Source organism: Janthinobacterium sp. GW822-FHT07H11 (assembly GCF_058798615.1).
Map to the genome: position 1 here is coordinate 3,934,821 of NZ_CM179507.1, position 22,894 is coordinate 3,957,714.

The following is a 22,894-nucleotide window of genomic DNA, read 5'->3' on the forward strand; positions in this document are numbered from 1 at the left end:
TCACCGCGTCTGCACCGGCGATGTAATCGCGTGCCGCTTCCCTGCCCGGCCAGGCAGAAACAGCCACGCGCACAGCATGCTGGCGACGCACATCCAGGCGATGACGTTCAAGGTCGAGCGGGCGCCTGCGAACGTGCCCACCAGTACGGAGCCAACCATGCCGGTGCCGTACTGCACGCTGCCAAGCAGCGCCGAGACGGCACCGGCGCCCTCGTCGAAATGGCTCAAGGCGCCGGCAATGGCATTGGCGCTAATGAAACCGTTCGCCGCCACCACGAAAACCAGGGGAATGGCGACGCCGCCCAAGTGGCCCCAGCCTTCGAATGCATCGAGCGCGGCAACTGCGCCTGCCAGGGCCGCCATGCCGGTCCCGAAACGTATCAGCGCGTCGGCGGAAAAGCGTTTCAGGAGCTGCACGTTGATCTGGTTAGCCAGCATGATCCCCGACACGCCTGCAGTGAAGAGCATGCCGTACCATTGTGGCGATACATGGAAATAGGCAATGTAGAGGAACGGCGAACCTGCCACGTAGGCGAAGCAGGCGCCGAAATAGCATCCGGCAACCCCTGCATAGCCAAGCAGGGCGCGATGGCGCAGTAAATGGCCATAGGTGCCCAAGGCTGGCGATAGCGGTGCGCAAGTGCGTCGCGCCGGGGGCAGCGTTTCCGGCAACCATGACAGTGCCGCCAGAGTGGCGCCGCCGAGCGCCGCCAGCGTCCAGAAAATCGCCCGCCACGACGCCACATGCAGGATCAGGCCGCCTACGCCGGGGCCGAGCAGCGGCGCCACCGCCATCACCGTCATCAGGGTCGACATCAGCCGCGCCGCGCGCGGGCCCCGGTACAAGTCGCGCACCATGGCCCGGGCGATGACCACGCTGGCGCTGGCACCGGCGGCCTGCACGGCACGCCAGCAGACCAGCGCGCCCACCGAACCCGACATGGCACAGCCCGCGCAGCCAAGGATAAACACCAGCAGGCCGCCAGCGACCGGCCGGCGCCGGCCATGGCGGTCAGACAGCGGCCCCCATGCCAGCTGACCCAGGGTGAAGCCGGCCAGGTAGGCGGCAATGCTCCACTCCATGTGCCCGGCGTCGGTACCCAGCGCCTCGGCCATGGACGGCATCGCCGGCAGATACAGGTCCGTCGAAATCGATGCAAACGCCATCAGGACGCCGAGTATCGCCACCGTGCGCAGCGACTGCGGGCCGCTCGCTACCCTCCAGTGTTGCGTTGCCCCCTCCATGTCATTCCCCCTGACTGTCATCAGCGGACGATGTTAGCCAGGTCCTGAACATTGATCAATTCGGGTAAAGCGCATGCACTTATGAAAATGACTCATGAAACGAGCTGCCAGGCGGATCCAGGCCCTTACGTTTGCTCAGGACGGTAGCGCAAGGCCTCGACCACCAGTTGCATCGCCCGCGACGATTGCCGGCGGCTGGCGTAATACACGTGCAGGCCCGGCACGCGCGGATACCAGTCCTCCATGACGCGGCGCAGGCGGCCGGTCGCCACGTACGGCTCGGCGAGGTCCGTCGGCACGTAGGCAAGGCCCATGCCGGCCAGGGCCGCATCGAGGATCTCATAGGCGCCATTGAATGCGTACTGACCCTCGACCCTGACCTGGATGGCGCGCCCGTCCTTTTCCAGTTCCCAGACATAAAACGCATCGTGCGTCGGCAGGCGCAGATTGATGCAGTTGTGCATCATCAGGTCCTGCGGCGTCATCGGCGCTTGCCGTCCGTCCAGATAAGCGGGCGCGCCGACGATCGCCATCTGCAGGTCAGGGCCGATGCGTGCCGCGATCATGTCCTTGGCCACCTGGTCGCCATGGCGCACGCCGATGTCATAGCGTTCGGCAACAATGTCAGCCAGGCCGTAGTCGTTAATGATCTCTACCCGGATTTGTGGATAGTCACGCAGGACGGGTGCCAGGCGCGGCAGCAGGATGGTGCGGGTGGCGTAATCGGTCGAGGTGATGCGGATGCTGCCGGCCGCCTTGTCGCGAAACTCGGCCACAGCAGCCAGTTCTGCCTCGATGTCGTCGAAGTGCGACGGCACGCTTTGCAGCAAGCGCTCGCCTGCCTCGGTGGCCGAAACGCTGCGCGTGGTTCGCGTCAGCAGGCGCACGCCGAGCCGCGCCTCAAGGGCACGCACGCTGTGGCTCAGGGCAGACTGCGAGACGCCCAGCTGCGCCGCGGCGCGCGTAAAGCTGTGCTCGCGCGCCACCGCGATAAAGAAAAGCAGATCGTTGAAATTATTTGTGCGCGCCATTTATGATTCATTTTCATAAGTATTTGCCGATTATAGCCACTAGTCGCATCAGCGCCTTGTCCCTATAGTACATAAAACATAGCGGCGGTTTCGCCGACTCATTCATAGAGGACATTCCATGGAACTGAAACGTGCAGCAACGCTTCTCACGGTCGCGGGTCCCGAGGCCTGTTTTACTGGCCAGGTACGTGTACAAATGCTGAGTAACCCGGCGGCGCCCGCCCGTACCTCGTGCGGTAATGTAACCTTCGAGGCTGGCGCCCGCTCTGCGTGGCACACCCATCCGCTGGGCCAGACGCTGATCGTTACGGCCGGTTGCGGCTGGACCCAGTGCGAAGGCGGGCCGATCGTGCAGATCCAGGCAGGCGACGTGGTCTGGTGTCCGCCTGGCCACAAGCACTGGCATGGCGCCACGCCGACCACGCCCATGACGCATATCGCGGTGCAGGAAGCACTCGACGGCGTAGCGGTGGTCTGGCTGGAGAAAGTCACGGACGCGGAATATGCCGTCGGCCTGCCTGTCGAGTGCGCCGACCATGCCTGCTAAGCGCGTGATGAAATCCTGCGCAACACCTGCTATCGCGGCCTGTCTGAGCCTGGGTGCCTGCGCCCCCATGCCGCAGCACACAACGGCGTTTGGCGCCCGGCACGCGTCCACGCTGGAGGACATGCAGGCAGTGTCGCCGGGCCTGGCCCGCTACACCACGGACACCGTGCATGGTGGGCTATGGGCGCGCCCGCAGTTGTCGCCACGGGACCGCAGCGTCGTCACGCTGGCCGTGCTGATTGCCCGCAACCAGTCCGTCGACCTGCCCTATCAGCTGGACCTGGCGCTCGACAATGGTGTGACGCCAGGCGAAGTCTCCGAAATCATCACCCATCTGGCCTTTTACTGCGGCTGGGGCAATGCCACAGCCGCCGTGACGGCGGCCAGACAAGTGTTCGCACAGCGCGGCGTCGGGCCGGCGCAACTGCCGCCGGCCCGGCCCGAACTACTGCCGCTCGACCTGGAAAGCGAGGCATAGCGCGAGGCCGCCGTGGTGCAGAGCGTCGGTGCCACGGCGCCGGGCGTGGTGGAATACACCACCGACGTGTTGTTCCACGACCTGTGGCGGCGTCCGGGCCTGGCGCCGCGCGACCGCAGCCTGGTGACGGTCAGCGCGCTGGTCGCCAACGGTCAGGTGGCGCAATTGAGCTACCACCTGAACCGCGCGTTGGACAACGGCTTGACGCAAGAGCAGGCGTCAGAGGCGATGACCCAGATGGCGTTCTACGCTGGCTGGCCCAGCGTCTTTTCGGCACTGCCCGTCGTCAAGCAAGTGTTCGCGCAGTATTCCCCGCAGTGTCCCCATTGACAGAAAGGAAAGTGCATGCCATTTCACCTCCCCGGCAGTGTCGCCCTGCTTGTCTCCGCCTTGCTGTACGCACCTCGCGCCGCCAGCGCGCAAGCGCTGCAGCAGGAGATTTCACCAGCAGCAACGCGTCCGACCATCGACGCGCCGGCACGCTTTTTTACGGGCCGGGTGCGCATCACCCCCCTGTTTGAACCGACCCGAGAGGCACCACTCACCGGCGGCTTCGTCACGTTCGAGCCGGGCGCGCGGTCGGCCTGGCATACCCACCCCACCGGCCAGCGCCTGGTGATCGTGGCCGGCACCGCCCGGACCCAAGCGTGGGGCGGACCGGTGATCGAGCTGCAGCCCGGTGACGTGCTGTGGTGCGCTCCCGGCGTCAAGCACTGGCACGGCGCGACGCCATCGACGCCCATGACCCATCTGGCGCTGACCGGCACTGTCGATGGCAACAACGTCGTCTGGATGGAGCAGGTCAGCGACGCCCAGTACGGTGCCAGCATGCCTCCGGCAGGCCGGTATTAATTCTTACATGATATGTGAACTATGGAAAATCAAAACAAGGCGCTGGTCTGGAAACTCAGCTTTGGTATTTTTGGCATCCTTACCACCGAGCTGGGCGTCGTCGGCATCCTGCCGCTGATCGCGGACACCTTTCACGTCAGCGTGACGCAGGCGGGATGGCTGGTGAGTATCTTCGCGTTGGGCGTGGCGCTGGCGGGACCGGTCATGCCCTTGCTGTTCTCCGGCGTCAACCGGAAAACAGCCATGTTAGGGGTGCAAGGGATTTTTGTACTCAGCAACCTGGTTTGCATGGTGACAGACAATTTCACCGTGCTGCTGCTGGCGCGCCTGATTCCCGCGCTATGCCATCCCGTCTATTGCACCCTGGCCTTCACCATCGCTGCAGAAACGGCAGGCCCGCGCGACGCTTCCAAGGCTGTGGCCAGGATCATGATGGGTGTCTCGGCCGGCATGGTATTCGGGGTGCCGATAAGCAGCCTGATCGCAGGCGCGACCTCGTTTTCCGCCGTCATGCTATTCTTCGCCGCCGTCAATGCGGTCGCTTTCATGCTCACCCTGCTGGCCATGCCGTCGATGCCGGTGGGCTGCAGGGTTGCCTACGGCACGCAGCTGAGCCTGCTACGTAGCGGCCTGACGTGGATTTCCCTCGCTACCGTGGCCTTGATCGCCGCCTCGATGGCCAGCGTGTACAGCTACGTGGCCGACTATCTGAAAAACGTCGCGCAGCTGGCGCCACACACGCTGAGCCTCACCCTGCTGCTGTTCGGCCTGGCCAGCATCTGCGGCAATCCTGTGGCGGGCCGGCTACTGAGCACGAACCCGCTGCGGGCCGTGTTTCTCTTTCCATTCGTGCTGAGCGCCATCTATATCGCCCTGTATTTCGTCGGCGCCTCCACCTTGACGACGCTCGTGTTGGCCTGCCTCTGGGGTGTGGTCTACGGCGCCGGCAACAATTTCCAGCAATACTGGATCGCCTCGGCTCTACCCGACAGCCCCGAACTGGCGACGGGCCTGTTTCTGTCCTTCGGCAATATCGGGATCACTCTGGGTACCACGATCGGCGGCATGTTCATTGCTGGCATGGGTATCCGGTCGATCATCTTGGGTGGCCTGGTCTTCCTGGCGCTGACCTTCGTGTCCATCCTTATCCGCAACTTGATGCTGAGGCAGATCCCAGCGCCGGTGCTTGCCGCGAAATAAGCCACAACGTGCTGGTCACCACAGGCCGCGTGCCGACTAGTAGGTGTCGGCCGCGCGTGGCGAGACGCGGCACGTTCTCGAACACGATGAGGTCGACAGGATTGTCGGCCCAGGCCTCGCACATCAGCCAGATGCAGCGCAGCGTCAGTTCGTTCAGCCCTTGGTACTTGGCTGTTTTGCTCAATGTTTCGCTCAGCAGGCCGCTGGCACCCTTGCATGGGGAGCTGATGAACACGATGTTCGGCGTTTCATTCCCTGCCGCGTGCCAGATATCGACGGCGGATTAGAGGCAGTCCACCCCGGCCGACCAACAAATAGCGCTCTCGGCCGAACTTGCCACAATCAGTCGAGTTTCGGTCACTGTGCTCGCAGCGTCAATGCTGGTTCGATCCGATATGATGTTGCTCACGAAGCAGACTCAAGATCGCTTCATGGACGGTCCGTCAAACGCTTTCTTGCACCATTCCGTGCAGTCGACGCTAGCACGTCATGACGCTGTCACAGCCCAGTTCACACTACGGCCAGGCATGGCGGCTACCGCCTGCGGATCTGCGGGATGATGGCCTGACAAAGTAATGTTTATGGCTCTTCAGTTATTCTGAAATACATCCTGGCAAAATCACAACGCGGGTTTCATTGCCGTAAACAACTTGACCGTCGCGTTGTAATACGCTGAACTCAATCCCTCGTAGCGCATGCCGATTCGTTCACATACGCTGATAGACGCAATATTCTCAGGATAGGTGACGGCGACCACTCGTTCAAGACCTTCACCGAATGCATGCTGTAATAGTGCTGCCGCACTTTCGGATGCAAAGCCCTGGCCCCATGCTTTTGGGTGAAGATGCCATCCAATTTCTGTGTCGTCGGGTGAGCATGATGCATTGTTTTCGAATGAAAATGGAATCGGCTTTAAAAATACAGTACCAAGCAAGGCTCCTGATTCTTTGGATGTGATGGCCCAGAAACCGTTGATCTCATGCCGCAGACTTTGCCATTGAAGGATTTTTTCCTCAGCCTCTGCTCGGCATGCCAGTACTCGGGGGGAGAATCCGATGAAGCGTTGGACCTCCCATCGAGAATACATGTCGAAAACGAACTCTACATCATCTAGCGTCCATGGACGTAGTATGAGCCGATCGGTGGTATGTGATTTCATAAGGTATTTCTTCTAACTGAAGCGTATCTGATTGTCGGCTGGTAGGGCTGTGCCTGTTGCAAAGCCAACAACGGAAAGAACCTTCTCTGCTATTTCATGTGGCGAGCTCCCGGCGCATTCAATCACCGTGTCATCCACATTTGCATCGCGAAGAATTAAATCGAGCTCAAGGCTTCGTTGCAGATGCCATTGAAGCGCTTTCGAGTCATTCTGATGCCGTACCTGCAAGCGCCGCAGTATCACTTCGGATGGGGCCATGAGCCGACAGATGAAGAGCGGCTTGCCTCGCAGGGCTGCACGGTAACGCGCCGCGCCATTTTTGTTCTCAATAACCCCGGCTATCACCAGGTACTGCGCCCCAGCACGTTCAAAGTTGGCGGCAAGTGCTGCCAGGTTCAATAGCTCAATTTCCAGGTTGAACGGATCGCGTGCCGACGCGGGCCAGTACTGCCGAATACTGTCCAGATCAATGACTGCATGGGGCGTGCTGCGCGCGGCAAGGCATGCCCCTAAGTGTTCGGCGGTGGTTGATTTCCCGATACCAACGGTACCGTTGAGGAAAATTGATTTCATATTTTCTTTTCTAAAAATTAATACGCGACTGACGCCTAATCATTAGGACGCCAGGCGTGCGCCCCATAAGTGCTGACTAGCATCAAGAAGAAATTCATCTTGATAGTGGCCTGCAGCTAAAGACAGACCGATTGGAACTCCATCGACATGGGCCAGCGGGAGGGTTATCTCTGGCAATCTGGCAACACCCGCGAAGGACGTAACGGCCATGTTCCGGTCGTAATAGTCGAGAACGGCGGGAAGGTTGTCGCCAGTTAATGTGCCCTTCTTCGGTGCCAATACTGGTGCAGTGGGGTAACAGAAAACATCACCCGGCTTAGTGAAAGCAGCGATTCGGGTAAAGAGGTTCTCGCACAGGTTCAAGCCGTCACTCAGGGTACTGCGATCATAGTCTTCGACATTTCGATATCCAGCCTGAAAATTTGGCCCTAGCTCGGGTTGATTTGTACGAATCCAGCCACCTATCGCATTGCCCACCTCTACCGTCTGCAGAACGCGCAGCGCTGTCTTGTTGCAGGACATCAAGTCCAGGTCCAGCCCTGTTATGTCGCGCAACGTAATCAAAGAAACGGTGATGTCAGTGCGGTTGCGCAGGCAAGCAAGATGCTCAGATAGCGCAGCTTGGATAGCAGGATCGGCCAGCTTAAAGGCATCTTCCAATAGATACACATTTTTAACCGTTGGGGATATTACATTTTGGCTGCGAAGAAGCACGCGCATTGCTTTGCGCAGAATGGGTAGACTTCGAGCCACTACACCGACGGTGCTTACACTTGGTGCAAAAGGAAGCACGCCGGCTTCGGAAATGCGGTGTAAACTTGGACGCATCCCAAATACTCCGCAAAGGCTGGCTGGAACTCGAATAGATCCACCGCAGTCAGTGCCAAGTGCAAAATCCACCAACTCGCAGGCAACCGCTGATGCTGAACCACTAGATGAGCCCCCAGGAATTCGATCAGGTGCACGCGGATTCAATGGGGTGCCAAAGAAGTGGCTCTCCCCATCCAGGCTGTAGGTGAATTCATCGGCCACGGTTTTTCCGACGCAGTGAGCACCGACCGCCAACAACTGTTCAACACAAACCGCGTGAAATGCTGAAGGCGGATGCACATCGCGCCAGGGTTTACTGCCATATGAGGTCAGGCGGTCACAGATGTCGATGTTATCTTTGACCGCGAATCGCAAGCCGTCCAAAGCGCCAGGCGCATAGGGCTTAAGTTCAAATTCTTCCATAAAGGCGCCGCTGGCTTGAAACTGACTTTTGTCATAGCCGTCCTGAACACACGAAAATGCGGCGGGTACACGTTGATTCATAGGGTGTTTTTAGTCTGAGAAAAGTCTACGAAAACAGGCGCTGTCAATTGGAGCGTGACGACGTCTAGCAAGGGTACTGATCACCGAGAACAAGGTGGTAGTGGGCACCGGATTCCCGACGCTTGTCACCGATAGTCCGTTTTTTTGCATTTCACTATCCCTGGGGATCGTAGTTAATTGCTGATAATTGCACCCGAGGAGCGCTGACCAACCTCTGTGCCTCGCGAAGACCCGAGATGTAGGCCCCGTCAACATAGCCGAAACGTTGCATAGAAGTCGCCTCGCCGGCGAAGAGAATACGACCTGCGGGTTCGCTTAGCGACTGCAAATCCTCAATTGTAGAAACGGGAGACAAATGTGTATATGCGCCGCGACTACAGGGATCGCCAGACCAATTGGTCTGATGGACGGCCGTAGGTTTCGGTATTTCACAAGCAAAGGCGGTAGCGAGCGCCGCTAAAGCCATCGCGAGCGCTGCATCGGGGCTGAAGGCAGGTAATGCAAGGGCTGGCGGGCCTGCGATGTGCGCGACCAAGGTCGGCCGACCGGCGGTGGAGGTTACATCAATCCAGTACGGGAAAACTGGGTGATCCCGAATGAATACACCACTGGGACTAGCGTTCCCATTTTTCCAAAATGCCTGCTCGAATTGGAGAATAAATTTTTCGAATGTCCCAAAACCCAGCTGCTCGATGGCTCTCTTTTTTGCCGCTGGCAAGTCCGGCGAAAAACGGATGCCACCGGCCTTCAATACGCCCAGCGGCACGCTGATCACCACATGCGATCCCCGTTCTACGCGCCCGTCGGTACAGCGTACCGTAACGCCCTCAGTGGTTTGCCGCACCTCACTGACGAGCGCGTCGCAGTATATTTCCAAACCATCGGCAAGACGGGAAAGCATTTTTCCGTAACCGCCCACGATGCGGTGATCTCCCCCGCTGAACCCTGCATCCAAGGCGTAATTGGCGATGGAAATATCTTCTGCATGACAAGCTAAATCAGCCTGAAACCCCGTGTATACAACAAAGCGCACCCACGCCCGTAGAGATGGATCGGTGATTGAGCGTAGTCGCAATTCGAGCAGTTCGGCGACGTTTTGTGTGGGCGCATATTTAAACGCTAACTGCGTCAGCTCCGTCTCAATCTCATCGGCAAGCTGCATAACACGATCACGCTCCAGCGTATCTAACACTTCCCCGTGCAAGCCTGCCAGCCGCATCTCCGAAAAAATGTCGCTCAGCGCAAACCGGCGTTGTTCGATGAAAAGAAAGTTGGTCAGGTCGGTCAAAGGATTACCGATCGGTGCATGAATCCAGGCGCCCCCCGCCTCTACACTTGCACCCAGGGCGGGCAGCGTGCGCGTACGCCCACCGATCTGCGAGCGCCCTTCCAACACCACCACTTCCACACCGCAGGTTTGCAGTGAATTAGCGGCAGCAATACCCGAAAACCCTGCTCCCACGATAATCACCCGAGTGACGGGATCTTGAACTTTCGCCACAAAGTCTTGTCCAATTGGCTCAAAGATGCCTCTATTATTGCCTAAGTTTGAAGATCTGATATTAGGGTTCCTTTATTAAAAAATGCCATTGAAATTACTTATCTTAGAGTTCTGAACCAGTCCTGGCGCACAGTGTCGTTATCGCGCTCTACGTTGGCGTTTCGTTGCGGCTGGCCTAGAGTTTGCAACACCGCATATTGCTATTATTTCCACAAAATCAAATAACTTGCCGCTGCTTGTGCGGCGCTGCTGCGTTGTTCAACGAGTACGTAGCGTGGCGCGCCGTCAACGGACAAGCGGAATGCCTGAAGCCGGGTAGTGATGCCTATTTCCGTCAATCCTTCCTGCCCCAACATGCGGTCTACTTCGGTGGCAGTGTAGGCAGTGGTCACGCCCGAGCCACCAGGCTGATGCGTGGTGCGCCACAGCAAGTTGCCCGCGCTGTCGAAGCGCAGACTTTCGCTGGCCGTGTCGTCCGCACAGTCATCGAAACTGCTGTCGAATCGTTGCTCCGCCAAAGCGGCTGCTGTACTCACTACTTCGGCGACGGCGGCCACCAGTATATGAGTGGCTTTGCGGTTATCCTTTCCGCCTAAGCCGGACATGCACAACATGGCTGCATAAGGCAAATGCTTCGCCTGCGGATGGTGGTATGCAGTAACTCCCCCGTTTAGGCCAGCCCCCCAACTTGCCCGGCCATCGGCCGCTATCGTCAGGCTGCCACGCGGCGAAATCGCTGCTGGTGTACCTGTTGGTGCAATGCCAATACTGCCCGTGCCAGGTTGCAGCTTGGGCGCGTCATGGGTGTACACCAGGTAAGGAATGGTGGATGGGGGCGTGGTTGCATCGACGCTGCCGCCGCAGGCGGACAACAGGGCGACGAGCGACGTGGGGAGCATGGTCCATGCGGCGCGGCGAGGCGGCATCATGCCTCGCCTTCCAGGATGAAATCGACTGCAGCGAGTGCATGTAGTTGGGTGCTGTCGAGCAGCAGCAGGTCGCTGTGTTCCTGCTGTAGCAGCAAGCTGATTTCCGTGCAGCCGAGGATGACGGCTTGTGCGCCGCGCGCGGCCAGCGCATCGATAGCGCGCAGGAAGACGACACGTGAGCAAGTTCGCACAATGCCGGCGCACAGTTCGGTATAAATGATGTCGTGCAAGGCAGTTTGCTGTGCCTCGGGTGGTACGAGGACTTCCAGGCCGTGCCGTTCCAACCGATCGCGCAGAAAGCGTTGCTGCATGGTGAACGAGGTGCCGAGCAGACCGACCGTACGCAATCCTAGCGCCTGTGCTGCGCTGCCGACGGGATCGGCGATGTGCAGGAATGGCAATGGCGATGCCGAAGCGATTTCGTCTGCGAGCACATGCATGGTGTTGGTGCATAGCACGATGCCATCGGCGCCCCCCGCATGCAGACGGAACGTCGCATCGCGCAGGATGGTACCGGCATCTTGCCAGCGGCCTGCATGCTGCGCTTGCGCGACGGGGCCGAAATCAACGCTGTATAGCAATACGGGCGCAGAGCGAAGCGGCCCCAGGCGGGCGCGTACGCCCTGGTTAATGATGCGGTAATATTCTGCACTGGATTCCCAGCTCATGCCGCCGATCAATCCGATTGTTCGCATATGCTTTCCTGTCGTGTGTGGTAAATGTACTGCTGTGAGCCCGGCTAGTATCTCCATTACCAACATTTTGATCTATCAGGAAATTTCACATGGCACGGCCACTTATCAAGGAGAGTACAGGCGGCGCAATGCCTGTCGTCACACACGCAGCAGGCGGACTGTGCCTGCAGCTTTTGCCGGGCGCACCTTACAGCGCGCGCGACCCCGTGCAGTCACAAAGCATGGGCGTGTCGCTGCAGCGTCAGCGGGGCGTGCATGCGATAGGTTCCGACCGGCGCGTCGATTTCGATACATGGCCTGGCGTGCTCGCTTGCACACCAGCCGGGATTGATGTTTTTTCCGAATCTGCGCAAGGTGGCGAGTACCTGGTGCTGCGCTGGCGTGGCGCCGCGTTGACCGGCGCGCCGGAGGCGAATCCTCTTGAAAGGCGCGTGGAAACGGCCGGACACCGGCAGGCTCTCGCTCTGGCGCTACGCCTGCGACGGCTAATGCTGAATACACAGGCCGATCCACTGGCGCTGGAACACTCGGCGTTGGAATTGCTGTCGCTACGGCAGGGATGTCAAGAGGCACCGACACGCACGGCGCGGGTAGACATGGCGCGGGTGTTGGAGCGGATCGCTTGCCAGTTCGGGCAGGGACTGACCCTGGAACAGCTGGCTGCAAACGAAGGCTTGCCGGTCCTGCGCTTCCTGCGCGACTTTACTCAGGCGACAGGCATGACGCCGCATGCATACATTGTGGAAACGCGCGTGCAGGCGGCACGAAGCATGCTAATGGAGATAGACAGGCCGCTGGCGGACATCGCGTGCGCTAGTGGCTTTGCACATCAGTCGCACATGGGCAGTGCCATGCGGGCCGCCCTGGGCATAACGCCAACCCAGTATCGCCAGCTGCTAGGAACTTAAAGATCTGGAATCAATTCATCCACCGCCTGCGGCGGGGCCTCGTCCCGATACCGTGTCGCCACGACTCATAAAGCAAAGGGACCGCCAGCTAGATCTGCAAAGGGCGGCGAGATCCCAGGCAATTCGGCCGCATCCGCAAACGATAGGATGTGATCTTCAACACTCCTGTAGCTTAGGCGTTTAGGGTAAAGGGTTGCGGCCATCGATTGGTTTAGCCGCCGATAGAGGACAGTCGGCGTGGCTCAGTATACGAAGTTTTTACTTTGAGGGAAAGTGAGAAGTTTGTCCGCCCTTCTAAGCCACTTTGATGTGAAAACGGCCGCAGGAAGCGGCCGTATCGTTTGAGGTTGGACAATGGACGAAAATCCCATTGCCCCAAGTTTGCCCCAAGTTCCTATTCAGATAAGATGTGAAATCTTAAGCCATTGAATACAAACGAAAAATTTGGTGGGAAGTGCAAGTTTCGAACTTGCGACCCCTGCAGTGTGAATGACGAAAACGTGCACCTGCTTGGATGTCACTGGACTATTCCTTCATAGGAGAAAGCCTCATCTTGATCTGCTAACGTCCGCCGAAATGTGCTACCGTTTCCCGTACTTTCCCCGTACATTGAGCACTGATTCTACGGTTGAACACATACAACATTCTTGCACGTTACGGAGGATGGCATGGCCAACAAAATCGATACAGTTACAGCGCGCAACAAGCTGAAAACCCGGCGTGAACCGTATTGGCACAGAATCAGTAAAGGCTTCTATGTAGGGTTTCGCAAAATGTCAGATAGCTCAAGCGGAACGTGGTTACTTCGACATCGCGATGAGACAGGAAATGAAGTCGAAAGTAATCTAGGCACGTTAGATGAATATATGCATCATGAACGTTTTGACAGAGCTGTAGCAGCCGCACGTGAATGGTTTTCTCACGCGGCCGCAGGCGACGCTGGTGCCATTCATCAACCGACAACTGTATTGGATGCCTGTAACGCGTATGTGAAGCGGATCCAGGAGCTGAAGGGTACCAAGCCAGCACAAGACCTCGCCGCACGTTATCGCCGATGGATCACGCAGGACCCTCTACACAAGATAGAACTGATGAAATTGACCCGGGACCACATGAACGACTTTCGTCGTCGCATGGTAGCTAAACCCGTCACCATTAACAAGGCTGGTAATGTCCGGGAACGTTCAAAGGACAGCGTCAACCGCGACCTTGCGGCGGTACGTGCAGCCCTCAATTCTGCATTTGCTGACGGCAAGGTCAATTCGAACTTCTCCTGGAGCGAAACTCTGAAAGCATTCAAGAACGTCGCCAAACGAAGGGATTTATATCTGGATCGCGAGCAGCGGCGAAATCTCATCAGACATGCGCCAGACGATCTCGCAGCATTCCTGCGGGGATTGTCCATGCTGCCACTTCGCCCAGGGGCTCTTGCCGCCCTCACCGTGGCGGATTTTGACCAGCGCCTAAGCGTACTGAAAATTGGCAAAGACAAGGGCGGCAAGGACAGAAAAATTAAACTTCCCCCGGAAATTGCTCAGCTATTCGAGATAGCGGCCGCAAACAAAACAGCGACCGCCCCCCTTCTGGCACGTGCCGACGGAAAAGCCTGGAACAAGGACTCATGGAAAGATCCTATCAAAAACGCAGCAAAAAATGCAACTCTGCCAGCAGAAACAAGTGCATACACATTGCGTCACAGTGTTATCAGCGATCTTGTCCATGGGGGGCTGGATCTTCTAACCGTTGCGCAAATTAGCGGCACATCAGTTGCAATGATCGAGAAGCATTATGGTCATTTACGTAGTGACGTCGCGGCTGTCGCGCTGGCCAAACTCGTTTTATAGTTACTACTTGTCACGGCCCTCTCGCTCAATGCAACATCGTCTGTGGGTCTTTTGAATTAAAGGATTTGCCGGAGCCTGTGGAGTCGACGGTGTCCGTAGAACATCCCCTGCCTTCAGCATTGATAGCACCTTGCCGAATTCGACTCGGTCCTCGATTTTGACGCTGCTGATTTGTTCCTGTTAAATCGACTGGTAGGTACAGCCAGCACCTTTGAGCTTAGCAATTTGATCTACCAAGCCTGCGACCTGCTCAACAGTTGACGTGCGCGCGTAGCCATAAATTGTCATTGCTTCCCTTTCTATCAATAGGTTTTAGATGTAGTGAAATTATCAATAAGCTCTAAAATGAGTAGCCGTTTTGATAGTGTTTTGAAGAGGTGTAAAGTCGTTCATTGACCAGTTTTACACCAACATGAGCTCTGCCTACAAGATGAATGAACTGGCCGTGATCATGGTCGTCGCCATCATCCTGCTCGCTCTCGTCAACAGGGTTCCGGCGCTGGTCGGCGGATTGGCTATGGGAGGCGGCACCGGCGCGCTGGGCAGCGGCTTCGGCGCAGGAACGGCCTTGGGCGCCGCCGCGATGGCTGCAACAGCTACCGCGACGGCAGGTGCGGCGGTCGTGGCAGGAACGGCGAACGTCGCAGGCGGAGTGCAAGCACTGATGGCGGCAGTATCCAAGGCGAACGCAGCGGAAAGCGCTGGCGGAGGCGTACGCGACTTCGCAGCCTCGGCCTCAGGTGGAGGCCATGAACAAGCAGCCAATACTGGCACAGGCAGCGGCGCACTGGCAGCAGCCATGGGCGACACTGCACAGGAGGCAGGCAGCGATACCGATGCTGGAAGTCGAACTGCAGAAACGCAGTCGACAGACAGCACTCCGCAGGCAGCGCAGCCGCCCGCCTCGCCTTGCGCGCAGGAAGGCGCGAGCGGATCTTCCAAGGCGAGCACTCGTGAAAAATCAGGGCAACGTCAAACGAAAGCGGCACCGGGCATGGGCAGCCCAGCCGCAGCGGCGGCGCTAGCGGCGAAGACGGGCCGGATTGCAGCAAGTGCGGCGGCAATCCTTGCGCAGGGAAATTGGGAGGTTGGCAAGGCAAAGGTTGGACAGAGACTTTCAGCGGCAAGCGACCGCGTCGGTAAAACCATCGGTGGCCAGATCGCCGCCACCATCAGGTCTCACGATCATTCCGGAACGCCAGATCGCGGGACATCAGGGCTGGATGATGACAGTATCTCTGAAGGAGCCAACTCCCCCGATGATGCGGCGGATGAAGTTGCGGCATTCCGCGACCGCAAGCCCGAATAGCCCGAGGACCGAAATCACAGCAAAGGAGAAACTTTATGCTCGACCTCCCGCACCTTCAGCAGGAGCGCATTGTGTGCTCGATCACGGCTGCAATCAAAATTACGTGCCTGCCAATACTTTGCTCGCAATCGCAGAGAAGTAAGGCGGCAAGCCGGGATGACCGTCGAGAAACGCTAATCGGCGCGGAAACGGTCCGCCCGCACACCGGACCGTAACCATGCCCCGAGGCGTCAGGGAGCGGCCGATATCAGCGCGAGCGCGCGGCAAGGGCTGCCGGAGCCGTTGACGATCTTCAGCGGCGCCGCGATCAGGATGGCGCCGGTAGGAGGCAACTGGTCAAGATTAATCAGGCTGGCCAGACCGAAACGGTTCGAGCCGTGCATGCCGGCGTGGCAGGGAAACGGCGGCAAGAACGCAAAGGCTTGGCCGGCGTCGGTTCCCACCCCTTCTGTCCCCCATCCGATCACGTCGCGCTCCTCCACCAGGAAGGACACCAGGTCAGGATGTGGACCGGGAACGTGGCACCCGTCCTCATGCAGATTGAGGAAGTCCCTGTCCATGCTCCGCTTGCTCCAATCGGAGCGCATCAGGACCCAGGAGCCTGCTGGAATGCGCCCGTGTCGCTCCTCCCAGGCCAGCACATGCTCCTTGGTCAGCAGGAAATCGTGGTTGGCCGACGCTTCACGGACGACATCGATGACGCAGGCAGGCGCGATGAATTTCTGCGGCGAAATGGTGTCCGTCGCGTTTTCCGGGAAATCCTTGCCGGTTACCCAGTGTATCGGGGCGTCGAAGTGTGTGCCGGTGTGCTCGCCGCAGGCGAAATTATTCCAGTACCACCCCGGGCCGCGGTCGTCGTACTTCGAAATCTCCTCCATGCGGAATGGCCAGGATTGCCCCAGTTCCGGCGGCAGGGGCAGGGTCGGAGTGCTCGCCTGCAGCGGCTGTGTCAGGTCGACCACGCGGATCGCTCCCGACGCCAGCGATTTGGCGAAATTCATCATGTCTTGTGCGCTCAATTTCATCTCCTAATAATTAAATAGCTCAATATACAGGCTATTGAAGTGCGCCAGACCGGGCATCGGCCTGACGCAAGAAAGTGGATCGGGACCGGCCCGCGCTGCCGCCGGCGCCCTCGCCGCGTACTAGAAACCGTGCTGCAGGCCCAGCCGGAAGATAGATTGCGTGCCGGTCGAGGATTCGCCGCCGGCAATCGGTAGCCATGCCTTGGCCGAGGCGCCGCCGTCGGCCTTCTGGTACACCGCAGCCACATACAGGGCGGTACGTTTCGACAGCGTCTGGTGTAGCGTGAGGTTGTACTGGTGCGCCTTGTTGTCCGACAGCGCCGCGTTCCCTTTCATATAGGTGTACGCTGCGACGAAGTTGAGCGCGGTCGAAACGGGGAACAGAGCCCCGGCCTCGATGGCGTCGATCTCAGCGCCGCTCATCGTGTTTTTCGTGTTGGTGTAGAGCGCATCGAGCGAGACCCCGCTACCGACATCGTAGCGTCCGCCCGCGCCCCAGCTGCGGATGCCGTCACGGCCGCCGTTGATGCTGGCGTATTTGACATCGGTATAGGCCGCGTTCAGACTCAGCGCGCCAGCGCTGTAGCTGGCGCCAGCACTCTTGGCGCCGCTGCGCGAGCCGCCGCCGGGCTGCTCGCCGAATGCGTACAGCATACCGAAGGTGAGGTTACCCAGCGCCGGACTGTCATAGCGCACGGAGTTGGCGAGATGCTGGGCGTCGCCGACGCGGTCGAAGTCGAAGGAGCCGCCCGGCACGTTTGGTATGCCAAGCGCATTGAACGGTCCCTGGCGCAGGTTTTGCAGCGAGATGAAGCGGAACATCGGTCCGTAGCGCTTCAGCGCCAGCTCGGTAAACATGAAATCGGACTGGATGCCCGCCTTGACAGCGCCCCACTGCTCGCTCTGCACGCCGACATAGGCCTGGTGGGAAAACAGGCCGCCCAGGGATTGGCCGTCGTCGGCGGCGAACTGGTTTTCCAGCTTGAAAACGGCGGAGACGCCGCCGCCCAGGTCTTCCTTGCCGGTGAAGCCGATCAGATTCGGCGACAACACGCCGGTCGCCAGCGTGGTGTTGGAGCGCCCCCCGATGTTCGAGACGTGGCTCACACCAGTGTCGATGATGCCGTATATGTTCACGTTACTCTGCGCCTGCGCCACGCCGCACAGTGCCAGGCAAGCTGCTGCTACGCTTGAATTTTTCATTGTTCCCCCAAGTCAATTGATATTATTTTTTCAGTGCATCTGCCGTTCCGGCGCGTCCCGCGTCGTTAGTTCATCGTGTCATCCCTCCTTGCGTTGTGAGCGCGCCAGCAACTGGGCGCACAGGAAGCCGGAACCGGCGCCGGTGCCGGCGCCGGGCCAGGTGGAGGCGCCGACCATGTACAGGCCCGCGACGGGCGTGCGGTAGCGCGAGTAGCCGAAGGCCGGGCGGAACAGCAGGTTCTGGTCGAGGTGGTGGCTGCCGCCCAGGCTGTCGCCGCCCACCAGGTTCGGATTGTCGCGTTCCAGGTCTTGCGGCGACAGCACGACCCGCGCCAGCACGTTCTGCGACAAGCCTGGCGCATAGGTCTCGAGCAGCGCCAGCACCCGGTCGGCATAGGCTTCCTTAATGTCGTCCCACTGCGTCCCGGCGATCTCCCCGGCGGCGTCGCCGCTCACCGTTGCCGGCAGCACCCGCACCTGAATCCAGAGTACATGCTTGCCGGGTGGTGCACGAGAAGGGTCGACGGCGCTGGCTTGCCCGACCACGATGACCGGCACGCGCGGCAGCAGGCCGGCGACGGCTTCAGCGTAAGCTGCCGTCATCGCCTCCATGGACGGCGCCAGATGGACGTAGGCGTACTGCTGCAGCTCCGCCCCGGCGCTCCATTGCGGCAAGGCGTCCAGCGCCAGGTGAATCATCATCGTGCCGGGCCCGTGGCGGAACCTCTCACGTTGGCGCCGGGCGGAGGCGTTAGCGGACTTCAGCAGCGTGCCGTAAAGGACCTTGGGGCCGAGATTGGCAATAACGGAGCGACGCGCGAGCATCCGCCGCCCATCCGCCAGCAGTACACCGTAAGCGTGGCCGCCTTGCGTCAGGATCTCGCTCGCCTCGGTTTCGAGCAGCACGTCGCCGCCGAGCGCCCGGAAGGCCGACAGCATCGCCTTGATCACCGTATCCGCCCCTCCCTGACCGATGAAGATGCCGGCGCTCTGGCAAGCCATTGATTCGAGGTAGGGAAACAAGGCACCGCCGGCCATGTCGGGCGGAAAGTCCAGGTGCATCCCCCACACCGCCAGGGTCGTCTTCAGCTGATCGTTTTCAAAGTGCCGGTCCAGCCAGGCCCGCGGCGACAGGGTCAGCAGCCGCACCATGCCCGCGATCCAGGCGGTCCCCCGGTCGCGCCAGGCACGCCACAGCACGCGCAGCAGCGCCAGCGACGGCATCGGCGCGGCGAGCAGCTGGAACAGCGGCGGCGCGTCCGCGCCGAAGGCGGCCACCAATTGGCGCCAGCGCCGCGCGTCCTTGGCGCTCAAGGCCTGAATGCGGCCCGCAGTAGCCTCCAAGTCGCGTTCGACGCCCAACCAGCTGCCGTCCGGGAACGCGCTGGCGAAGGTGCGCTCGGCGGGACACAAGCGCAGCCCGTGCTCCACCAACAGTTGCTGGTGTTCGGCGAAGAACGGCGAACCGGCGAACATGCTCAGGTTCATGGCGTAAAGGTCGTGTCGAAACCCCGGCAGGGTCAGCTCACGCGTCTTCACGGCGCCGCCCGCCATGTCGCTTTTTTCCAGCAACAGCACGCTCCAACCCTTGGTGGCGAGGTGAACCGCCGCGGCCAGCCCATTGATGCCGGCCCCGACCACCACTGCGTCATATTTCTTGTTTTGAACTTGCACGGGGCACTCCTTGTCGTTAATCGAATCCGCGTTCAATGCAGCGCCTTGGCCAGCAGATAGCCCGAGCTGCCGCTCAAGCCAGGACCGGGATGGGTCGAGGCGCCAATGTGGTAAAGCCCGGGTATATGGGTACGGTGGTTGACCGAGCCGGGGAACGGCCGCCATACGAGGAACTGGTCGAGGTCGCAGGCGCCGCCGTAAGGGTCGCCGTCGAGCAGGTTCACGTTGAGGGTCTGCAGGTCGGCGGGCGAGTACACCTTGCGCCCGATCACCGTCTCGCGGAAGCCATGCAGATGCCGGCACAGGATTTCCTCGACCCGGTCGGCATATTCCTCCTTGATGCGCGCGTTCCACGCGCCGCCGTCGGGCACCGCCAGTTCACCCTTCGCGTCGCCCAATATGCAGTGCGGCATTTCGAGCAGTTGAAGCCACAGGATCGCGCCGCCCGGCGGGCAGCGGCTAGGGTCCAGAACGCTGGGCTGGCCGAGGCAAATGGTCGGCTCAGCCGGCAACATGCCCCGTTCGGCCTCATTGCACGCCTTGGATATGCTGTCGATGCCGCCGCTGAGGTGAATCAGTGCCACCTGGCCCAGTTCCGCCGCAGACCACGCCGGTGCGGCGGACAGGGCATAGTGGATTTGCATACAGCCCTTGCCAAGGCGGTAGGCCGCGCTGGCCTCGGCCAGTGCGGGGCCGACCAGGTCGGGGGCTAGCAGCCGCCCGTACAACTGTGCCGGGGTGACGCCGCAAATGACGCCCTTGCGAGCGCGGATGTTACGGCCGTCGGACAGGGCGAGGCCGCGTGCGCGCCCCTTGCCGTCCAACAGCACCGAAGCGACGTCGGCGTTGAGATGGATCGCGCCGCCGTGGTCGCCGATGAGTTTTTCGAAGGCAAGCAGGAATTGCTGCGCGCCGCCGCAGACCACCGGCGCGCCAGCGCCCTCCAGCGCGTAGACGATGACCTTCGCCATCTGCGCCGAGAATGTGCTTTCCGGCGTGAGCCCGGCGTGCAAGACCCACGGCGCCAGCAACGCCTTGACCAGGTCGGACTGGAAGCGCGCGTCAAGCCAGCCACGCGCAGTGCCGAGCGCCTCGCCGAAGAAGGCGGCCAGTCCGCGCGGCCCGCGCCGCCAGGCCTGGCCCGTCAGCAGTCGCAGCGTGGCAAACGACCACAACGGGCCGCCCAGCAGCGCGAACAGGAACGGCGCATCCCTGTCGAGCCTGGCCATTTCCAGGCTCCAGCGCGCGCCGTCGCCCCGCGCCAGCGCATCCAGGCGCGCGACGTTCTCGTCGCGCTGGTTCGACAGGATCGTGAAGCGCCCGTCAGGCATCAGCACCCCGGTCGGCGTTCGCGTGTGCGCGAAGCGCAGGCCGCGCCGCTCCAGGTCGGGGCCCAGTTCGGCATAGGCAGGCGATGTGAGGAACAGCGCAAAGGTGGTCGCCATCACGTCGTGGATGTAGCCCGGCGCGATGATCTCCTCGCTGCGAATGCACCCGCCGATGCGGTCATTGCGTTCGTACAGCGCGACGCGATGGCCTTCCTTGGCCAGCATGGCCGCCGCCACCAGCGCGTTGATGCCGGACCCCACGATCAGATAGTCTACTTCTTCCATGATAACTCTCCTGCGCAGCCACTAGGGCCGCCTATGGTTGTGACAGCTGCGGCGCCGAGCCAGCCGAACCCGTGCTCGGGTCGCGCTTCGGCAACGCCACGTTGTAGTCCAGCGTCAGCGTATGGGGTTCGCCGCGCGACACAGCGTGAGAATCAGCAGGGGGATCGCCACGGCCAGCGTGGCGGCATGGGAATTTTTAATGCGCGCAAACCATCTCATAGGTCCTCCAAGACGTCGAGATTGAATTTCGGGACGTGTCCCCGTTTGATGCCGGAGATCGAGTATTCATTGCATTTACTGCATATAGATATTATTAAGTGGCAACATATCAGTCCAATAGATTATTAATATTTTCAGAATAAATACGGTGGATGTGATTGGGCGCGATCGCCCATCCGGTTGTCGAGGGAGCCGCATTGTTTCAGGAAGCAGGTGCTGGCCAGGTTTTTTTCGTTGTGCGTTGTGCTGGAATCATCAGCACGGCGCCGGCCGCGATCAAGGCGGCAATCGAGAAGCCATAAAAGTTCCAATGCGACCCCGATGGCGAGGCTGGCAATGAAGCCGCCCAGCAAGGGGCCGCACAGCGCGCCGATGCGGCCGAAGCTCAAGGCCCAGCCGGTGGCGGTGGCGCGGGCAAACGGCGCCACGTAATTGGCCAGATGGGCGGTCAGGATCAGCGACGCCGACACGCTGCCGAAGCCGGCCACCGCCACCAGCGCGTAGTTGGTCCACAGCGATCCCTTGAACGCCAGTGCCGCGATGCCGGCGGCGCCGAGCAGGTAGGACGCAGCGACAACGGCGCGCACGCCGAAGGCGTCGGCGATGCGGCCGAGCAAAATGCCGCCGACCGCCGAGGCGAAGCTGAAGATGGCCAGGAAGGACAGGCTGTCGCCGAGGTCGTAGCCGCTCTTGCGCATGATTTGCGGCAGCCATTGCGTCAGGCCGTAGACCAGCAGCAGTCCCATGAACAGTGCGATCCAGAAACAGGCGGTGGCGAAGATGTTTGGCCGAGCGAAAATTTCTCTCACGCCCGGGCGCCAGCCCGACTGCGTCGTAATCCTGGATGCCCCACCATGGCTGCCGGCGACGCCCAGCCGGGTAGCCAAGGCCCTGGCGCGCTGATGCAGTCCCCTGGCGCGCAGAAATTCGATCGATTCGGGCAGCAGCCAGACGATCAAGGGGATAAAGGCCAGCGGAAACGCGCCGACGGCTACCACGCCGCGCCAGCCATAGATGGGCAGCAAGCCTTTCGCCGTGAGCGCGGCGGCAAAGATGCCCAGTGAGTAACCCGAATACATCAGGCCATAGTTGAAGCTCTTGCGCGACGCCGGCGAATACTCGGTGCACAAGGCGGCGGCAACCGGAATGATGCCGCCCAGGCCCAAGCCGCCCAGCACGCGGCTGACGCCGAACCACAGAGGCGTCGGCGCCATGGCGACGCTGACCATGCTCAGAGTAAACAGCGCGAGGCAGCCGACGAACATCGGCTTGCGTCCGTAAACGTCGCTCATGGTCCCGATCACCAGCCCGCCGACCAGCATGCCGACGATCGTGTAGGCGCCCAGCGCGCCAAGTTGCAGCGGAGTCAGCTGCCATGCCAGGTCCACCGACAACGACGGCAGGATCGCGCCAATGACGCCTACGTCATAGCCTTCCGCAAAAATCCCGAGCCAGCATAAAAACAGGGTCAGGTAGGTCGTTCTGGCAGGAATATTCTTAGTATTTTTAATTGTTTGCATTCCATGTCTCCCGATGCACTCGAACAAGGCAGTCGCGCCGCGCGCCCGCGCCGCG

Annotated in this window: 21 protein-coding genes and 1 pseudogene; 8 read left to right on the forward strand and 14 right to left on the reverse strand. The window is 60.4% G+C overall.

The genetic code is table 11. The features are described from left to right. Together AC3RCJ_RS17350 and AC3RCJ_RS17355 are read right to left on the reverse strand one after the other, a co-directional pair. Positions 1-1,245 (reverse strand): multidrug effflux MFS transporter, encoded by a 1,245-nt coding sequence (locus AC3RCJ_RS17350; RefSeq protein WP_492958472.1) that lies wholly within the window; start codon positions 1,243-1,245, stop codon positions 1-3. Between the two features lie 125 nt (positions 1,246-1,370). Then, positions 1,371-2,276 (reverse strand): LysR family transcriptional regulator, encoded by a 906-nt coding sequence (locus tag AC3RCJ_RS17355; protein ID WP_492958470.1) that lies wholly within the window; start codon positions 2,274-2,276, stop codon positions 1,371-1,373. 118 nt (positions 2,277-2,394) lie between these two features. Between AC3RCJ_RS17355 and AC3RCJ_RS17360 the strand changes: the two genes are divergently transcribed. From AC3RCJ_RS17360 to AC3RCJ_RS17380, 5 genes are all read left to right on the forward strand, one after another. Then, positions 2,395-2,823 carry a (R)-mandelonitrile lyase gene (locus AC3RCJ_RS17360; RefSeq protein WP_492958468.1) on the forward strand — a complete coding sequence of 143 codons (429 nt, stop codon included), beginning with the start codon at positions 2,395-2,397 and terminating at the stop codon, positions 2,821-2,823. Between the two features lie 67 nt (positions 2,824-2,890). Next, positions 2,891-3,301: a carboxymuconolactone decarboxylase family protein gene (locus AC3RCJ_RS17365; protein ID WP_492958466.1), complete on the forward strand. Its 411-nt coding sequence runs from the start codon at positions 2,891-2,893 to the stop codon at positions 3,299-3,301. 12 nt (positions 3,302-3,313) lie between these two features. Then, complete coding sequence (locus tag AC3RCJ_RS17370) at positions 3,314-3,631, forward strand: carboxymuconolactone decarboxylase family protein (protein WP_492958464.1); 318 nt, start codon at positions 3,314-3,316, stop codon at positions 3,629-3,631. A gap of 15 nt (positions 3,632-3,646) precedes the next feature. Continuing rightward, the gene (locus tag AC3RCJ_RS17375; protein ID WP_492958462.1) at positions 3,647-4,153 is read left to right on the forward strand and encodes a (R)-mandelonitrile lyase; all 507 of its coding nucleotides are present in this window, start codon (positions 3,647-3,649) and stop codon (positions 4,151-4,153) included. Positions 4,154-4,174: 21 nt separating this feature from the next. Beyond that, complete coding sequence (locus AC3RCJ_RS17380; protein WP_492958460.1) at positions 4,175-5,353, forward strand: MFS transporter; 1,179 nt, start codon at positions 4,175-4,177, stop codon at positions 5,351-5,353. A gap of 37 nt (positions 5,354-5,390) precedes the next feature. On the opposite strand, the pseudogene AC3RCJ_RS17385 reads toward AC3RCJ_RS17380, so the two are convergent. The 7 genes and pseudogenes from AC3RCJ_RS17385 to AC3RCJ_RS17415 form a co-directional block, all read right to left on the reverse strand. Continuing rightward, a pseudogene (locus tag AC3RCJ_RS17385) lies at positions 5,391-5,636 on the reverse strand (DNA cytosine methyltransferase); the annotation flags it as partial. Positions 5,637-5,972: 336 nt separating this feature from the next. Then, a complete protein-coding gene (locus AC3RCJ_RS17390) occupies positions 5,973-6,512 on the reverse strand; it encodes a GNAT family N-acetyltransferase (protein WP_492958458.1) in 540 nt (179 codons plus the stop codon). Between the two features lie 12 nt (positions 6,513-6,524). After that, positions 6,525-7,085, reverse strand: a complete 561-nt coding sequence (locus tag AC3RCJ_RS17395; protein WP_492958456.1) for an AAA family ATPase — start codon at positions 7,083-7,085, stop codon at positions 6,525-6,527. 42 nt (positions 7,086-7,127) lie between these two features. Then, on the reverse strand, positions 7,128-8,399 hold the full coding sequence (locus AC3RCJ_RS17400) for an amidase family protein (protein WP_492958454.1): 1,272 nt from the start codon (positions 8,397-8,399) through the stop codon (positions 7,128-7,130). A gap of 154 nt (positions 8,400-8,553) precedes the next feature. Next, the gene (locus AC3RCJ_RS17405; RefSeq protein ID WP_492958452.1) at positions 8,554-9,900 is read right to left on the reverse strand and encodes a flavin monoamine oxidase family protein; all 1,347 of its coding nucleotides are present in this window, start codon (positions 9,898-9,900) and stop codon (positions 8,554-8,556) included. A 203-nt stretch (positions 9,901-10,103) separates the two neighbouring features. Continuing rightward, positions 10,104-10,829 (reverse strand): hypothetical protein, encoded by a 726-nt coding sequence (locus AC3RCJ_RS17410; RefSeq protein WP_492958450.1) that lies wholly within the window; start codon positions 10,827-10,829, stop codon positions 10,104-10,106. Then, positions 10,826-11,524, reverse strand: a complete 699-nt coding sequence (locus tag AC3RCJ_RS17415; RefSeq protein WP_492958448.1) for an aspartate/glutamate racemase family protein — start codon at positions 11,522-11,524, stop codon at positions 10,826-10,828. The genes AC3RCJ_RS17410 and AC3RCJ_RS17415 overlap by 4 nt, the downstream gene beginning before the upstream one ends. Before the next feature lie 89 nt (positions 11,525-11,613). On the opposite strand from AC3RCJ_RS17415, the gene AC3RCJ_RS17420 reads away from it, so the two are divergent. The 3 genes from AC3RCJ_RS17420 to AC3RCJ_RS17430 all read left to right on the forward strand — a co-directional run bounded on the left by AC3RCJ_RS17420 (position 11,614) and on the right by AC3RCJ_RS17430 (position 15,585). Continuing rightward, positions 11,614-12,432 (forward strand): helix-turn-helix domain-containing protein, encoded by an 819-nt coding sequence (locus tag AC3RCJ_RS17420; RefSeq protein WP_492958446.1) that lies wholly within the window; start codon positions 11,614-11,616, stop codon positions 12,430-12,432. Positions 12,433-13,100: 668 nt separating this feature from the next. Then, entirely contained in the window at positions 13,101-14,276 is a 1,176-nt protein-coding gene (locus AC3RCJ_RS17425; RefSeq protein WP_492958444.1) for a tyrosine-type recombinase/integrase, read from the forward strand. Between the two features lie 412 nt (positions 14,277-14,688). Continuing rightward, the gene (locus tag AC3RCJ_RS17430; protein WP_492958442.1) at positions 14,689-15,585 is read left to right on the forward strand and encodes a TrbL/VirB6 family protein; all 897 of its coding nucleotides are present in this window, start codon (positions 14,689-14,691) and stop codon (positions 15,583-15,585) included. Between the two features lie 230 nt (positions 15,586-15,815). On the opposite strand, the gene AC3RCJ_RS17435 is transcribed toward AC3RCJ_RS17430, so the two are convergent. From AC3RCJ_RS17435 to AC3RCJ_RS17455, 5 genes are all read right to left on the reverse strand, one after another. Beyond that, on the reverse strand, positions 15,816-16,610 hold the full coding sequence (locus AC3RCJ_RS17435; RefSeq protein WP_465046826.1) for a cyclase family protein: 795 nt from the start codon (positions 16,608-16,610) through the stop codon (positions 15,816-15,818). 120 nt (positions 16,611-16,730) lie between these two features. Then, a complete protein-coding gene (locus AC3RCJ_RS17440; protein WP_492958440.1) occupies positions 16,731-17,813 on the reverse strand; it encodes a porin in 1,083 nt (360 codons plus the stop codon). A gap of 78 nt (positions 17,814-17,891) precedes the next feature. Continuing rightward, on the reverse strand, positions 17,892-19,487 hold the full coding sequence (locus tag AC3RCJ_RS17445; protein WP_492958438.1) for a phytoene desaturase family protein: 1,596 nt from the start codon (positions 19,485-19,487) through the stop codon (positions 17,892-17,894). 32 nt (positions 19,488-19,519) lie between these two features. Next, positions 19,520-21,100, reverse strand: a complete 1,581-nt coding sequence (locus AC3RCJ_RS17450; protein WP_492958436.1) for a phytoene desaturase family protein — start codon at positions 21,098-21,100, stop codon at positions 19,520-19,522. 353 nt (positions 21,101-21,453) lie between these two features. After that, positions 21,454-22,839, reverse strand: coding sequence for an MFS transporter (locus tag AC3RCJ_RS17455; protein WP_492958434.1), 1,386 nt, complete (start codon positions 22,837-22,839; stop codon positions 21,454-21,456). Between the last annotated feature and the right edge of the window lie 55 nt (positions 22,840-22,894).